This window comes from Nocardia sp. CC201C, from assembly GCF_030010695.1.
Classification (GTDB): Bacteria; Actinomycetota; Actinomycetes; order Mycobacteriales; family Mycobacteriaceae; genus Nocardia; species Nocardia otitidiscaviarum.
Window position 1 is genome coordinate 1 of sequence record NZ_JASCXP010000582.1, and the last position, 3,364, is coordinate 3,364.

At 69.3% G+C, this 3,364-nt stretch carries 3 protein-coding genes; all 3 read left to right on the plus strand.

All coding sequences use genetic code 11. The annotated features are described in order from the left end of the window. On the plus strand, window positions 1-371 hold a 371-nt coding region (rimM, locus tag QK444_RS34380; protein ID WP_282786182.1), incomplete at its 5' end, for a ribosome maturation factor RimM. 5 nt (window positions 372-376) lie between these two features. Beyond that, window positions 377-1,060 carry a tRNA (guanosine(37)-N1)-methyltransferase TrmD gene (gene trmD / locus QK444_RS34385; protein ID WP_195122015.1) on the plus strand — a complete coding sequence of 228 codons (684 nt, stop codon included), beginning with the start codon at window positions 377-379 and terminating at the stop codon, window positions 1,058-1,060. A gap of 180 nt (window positions 1,061-1,240) precedes the next feature. Then, the coding region (locus tag QK444_RS34390; protein ID WP_282786183.1) for a Tex family protein at window positions 1,241-3,364 on the plus strand (2,124 nt) is incomplete at its 3' end.

Sequence of the window (3,364 nt, forward strand, 5' to 3'; positions counted from 1 at the left end):
GGGGCCTCGGGGGCCGACTCCTGCTGCGTCTGGTGGGCGTCGACGACCGCACGGCGTCGGATGCGTTGCGCGGCACGCTGTTCGTGGTGGACACCGCGGATCTGCCGCCCTCGGCGGATCCGGACGAGTTCTACGATCACGAACTCGAGGGGCTCACCGCGACCCTCACCGACGGCACCGTCGTCGGCACCGTGGCCGAGGTGCTGCACTCCGCCGCCGGAGAACTGCTGTCGATCAAGGCGTCCGAGGATTTCCCGCCCGCAGGCCGGGAGATCCTGGTGCCGTTCGTCACCGCCATCGTGCCGACGGTGTCGGTGGCCGAGGGCCGGATCGTCCTCGACCCGCCCGAAGGGCTGCTGGACGCGGAGTGAGCGCCATGCGTATCGACGTCGTCACCATCTTCCCCGAATATCTGGAGCCGCTGCGAACGGCCTTGCTGGGCAAGGCGGTCGAGAAGGGCATCCTCGAGGTCGGCGTGCACGATCTGCGCGACTGGACGCACGACGTGCACAAGGCCGTGGACGATTCGCCCTACGGCGGCGGCCCCGGCATGGTCATGAAGCCGGTGGTGTGGGGTGACGCGCTGGACGCGGTGTGCCCGGACGACGCGCTGCTCGTGGTCCCCACCCCGGCCGGGGTGCCGTTCACCCAGGCGACCGCCCGAAGATGGTCCGCCGAAAAGCATCTCGTCTTCGCCTGCGGCCGCTACGAGGGCATCGACCAGCGCGTGTTCGACGACGCCGCCCGCCGGGTGCGGGTCGAAGAGGTGAGCATCGGCGACTACGTGCTGATCGGCGGCGAGGCCGCGGTCCTCGTGATGACCGAGGCCGTCGTCCGCCTCATTCCGGGCGTCCTGGGCAATCAGCAGTCCCACGAACAGGATTCGTTCTCCGACGGCCTACTCGAAGGGCCCAGCTACACCCGCCCGGTCTCCTGGCGCGGTCTGGACGTCCCGGACGTCCTGCTCTCCGGCAATCACGCCAAGATCGACGCCTGGCGTCGCGAACAATCGTTGCGGCGCACCCGGGAACGCCGCCCCGATCTGCTGCCGCCGGACTGACTCGTCGCCGCGGTGGGCCGTCGGCTCGCGGATTCGGCGCACCGGTTTCGCGTGCCGCCACGGCGGTTCGGGAGTGGCACCTCGACGCGGCGTCACCCGCCGCGGGTAGTGTCTGCGGGCGTGACGACAGCCTCCGAAACCGTCAACGCAGACAGCACCGGAACTCCGAGCACCGTCGGGCTGGCGAGCGTGAGCCGCCGGATCGCCGATGAGCTAGGGGTGCGGGACGAGCAGGTGCGTGCCGCAGTCGAACTACTCGACGGCGGATCGACCGTGCCGTTCGTCGCGCGCTACCGCAAGGAGGTCACCGGCGGACTCGACGACGCCCAGCTGCGGCAGCTCGACGAACGCCTGCACTACCTGCGCGAACTCGACGAGCGCCGGGCGTCGATCATCGAATCCATTCGCGGCCAGGGCAAATTGGATGCCGAGCTGCACGCGCAGCTCATGCTCGCCGAGACCAAGGCGCGGCTCGAGGACATCTACCTGCCGTACAAGCCCAAGCGGCGCACCAAGGCGCAGATCGCCCGCGAGGCCGGGCACGAGCCGGTGGCCGACGCGCTGCTGACCGACCCGACCACCGACCCCGCCCAGTACACCGCCGAACAGCTCGACGGCGCCCGCGCCATCCTGGTGGAACGCTTCGCCGAGGATGCCGACCTGGTCGGTGAACTGCGTGAACTCATGTGGAGCCGGGGACAGATCACCTCCACCGTGCGGGCGGGCAAGGAGGAGGCGGGCGCGAAGTTCGCCGATTACTTCGACTTCAGCGAGCCGTTCGAGAAGCTGCCCTCGCACCGGATCCTGGCGCTGCTGCGTGGGGAGAAGGAAGAGGTGCTCACCCTGCATCTCGAACCCGATGCCGACGAGCCCGCCCCCGGCGAACGCACCATCTACGAGGGCCGGATCGCGCACAAGTTCGGCATCGCCGATCAGGGCCGCGCCGCCGACTCCTGGCTGCTGGACACCGTGCGGTGGGCGTGGCGCACCAAACTCCAGGTGAGCCTGGGCATCGACACCCGCATGCGGTTGCGGCAGTCCGCCGAACGCGACGCCGTGGACGTGTTCGCCGCCAACCTGCGCGATCTGCTGCTGGCCGCGCCCGCGGGCACCCGCACCACCATGGGCCTGGATCCGGGCTACCGCACCGGCGTCAAGGTGGCCGTGGTGGACGGTACCGGCAAGGTGGTCGCCACCGAGGTCATCTATCCGCACAAGCCGCAGGGGCAGACCGAGAAGTCCCTGGCCGTGCTGGGCGCACTGGTGGCCCGCTTCGGGGTGGAGCTCATCGCCATCGGCAACGGCACAGCCTCCCGGGAGACCGATGCGCTTGCCGCCGAACTGATCTCGCGCATTCCGGAGAACAAGCCCACCAAGATCGTGGTGTCCGAGGCGGGCGCGTCGGTGTACTCGGCGTCGGCGTACGCCACCCAGGAGCTGCCGGATCTGGATGTGTCGCTGCGCGGTGCGGTCTCCATCGCCCGCCGTCTCCAGGATCCGCTGGCCGAGCTGGTGAAGATCGATCCCAAATCCATCGGCGTCGGTCAGTACCAGCACGACGTGTCCGAAACCCTGCTGGCCAGGTCGCTCGGCGCGGTGGTCGAGGACGCGGTGAACGCGGTCGGCGTGGACGTGAACACGGCGTCGGTGCCGCTGCTGTCGCGGGTCTCCGGTATCGCCGGCTCACTGGCGGAAAGCATTGTGGCCCACCGCGATCAGAATGGCCCGTTCCGCAGCCGGGCCGCGCTCAAGGAGGTGCCGCGCCTGGGCCCCAAGGCTTTCGAGCAGTGCGCGGGCTTCCTGCGCATTCGCGGCGGCGAGGATCCGCTCGACACCTCCGCGGTGCACCCGGAGGCGTACCCGGTGGTGCGGCGCATTCTCGACTCCACCGGCCGGGGTATGGCCGAGTTGATCGGCAACACCACGGTGCTGCGCGCACTGCGGCCCGCCGAGTTCACCGATGAGAAGTTCGGTGTCCCCACCGTCACCGACATCATCGCCGAACTCGAGAAGCCCGGCCGCGATCCGCGCCCGGAGTTCAAGACCGCCGAATTCGCCGCCGGTATCGAGAAGGTCGCCGATCTGAAGCCGGGCATGGTGCTCGAGGGCGTCGTCACCAATGTCGCCGCCTTCGGCGCGTTCGTCGACGTCGGCGTGCATCAGGACGGTCTGGTGCACGTCTCGGCCATGTCGCACAACTTCGTCAAGGACCCGCGCGAGGTCGTCAAATCCGGTGACGTGGTGAAGGTCAAGGTGCTCGAGGTGGATGTGCAGCGTCAGCGCATCGGCCTGTCGCTGCGCCTC

What these genes read in the sequence shown, in the direction of transcription:
- trmD (WP_195122015.1), top strand. Translation starts at nt 377, where the DNA reads ATGCGTATCGACGTCGTCACCATCTTCCCCGAATATCTGGAGCCGCTG.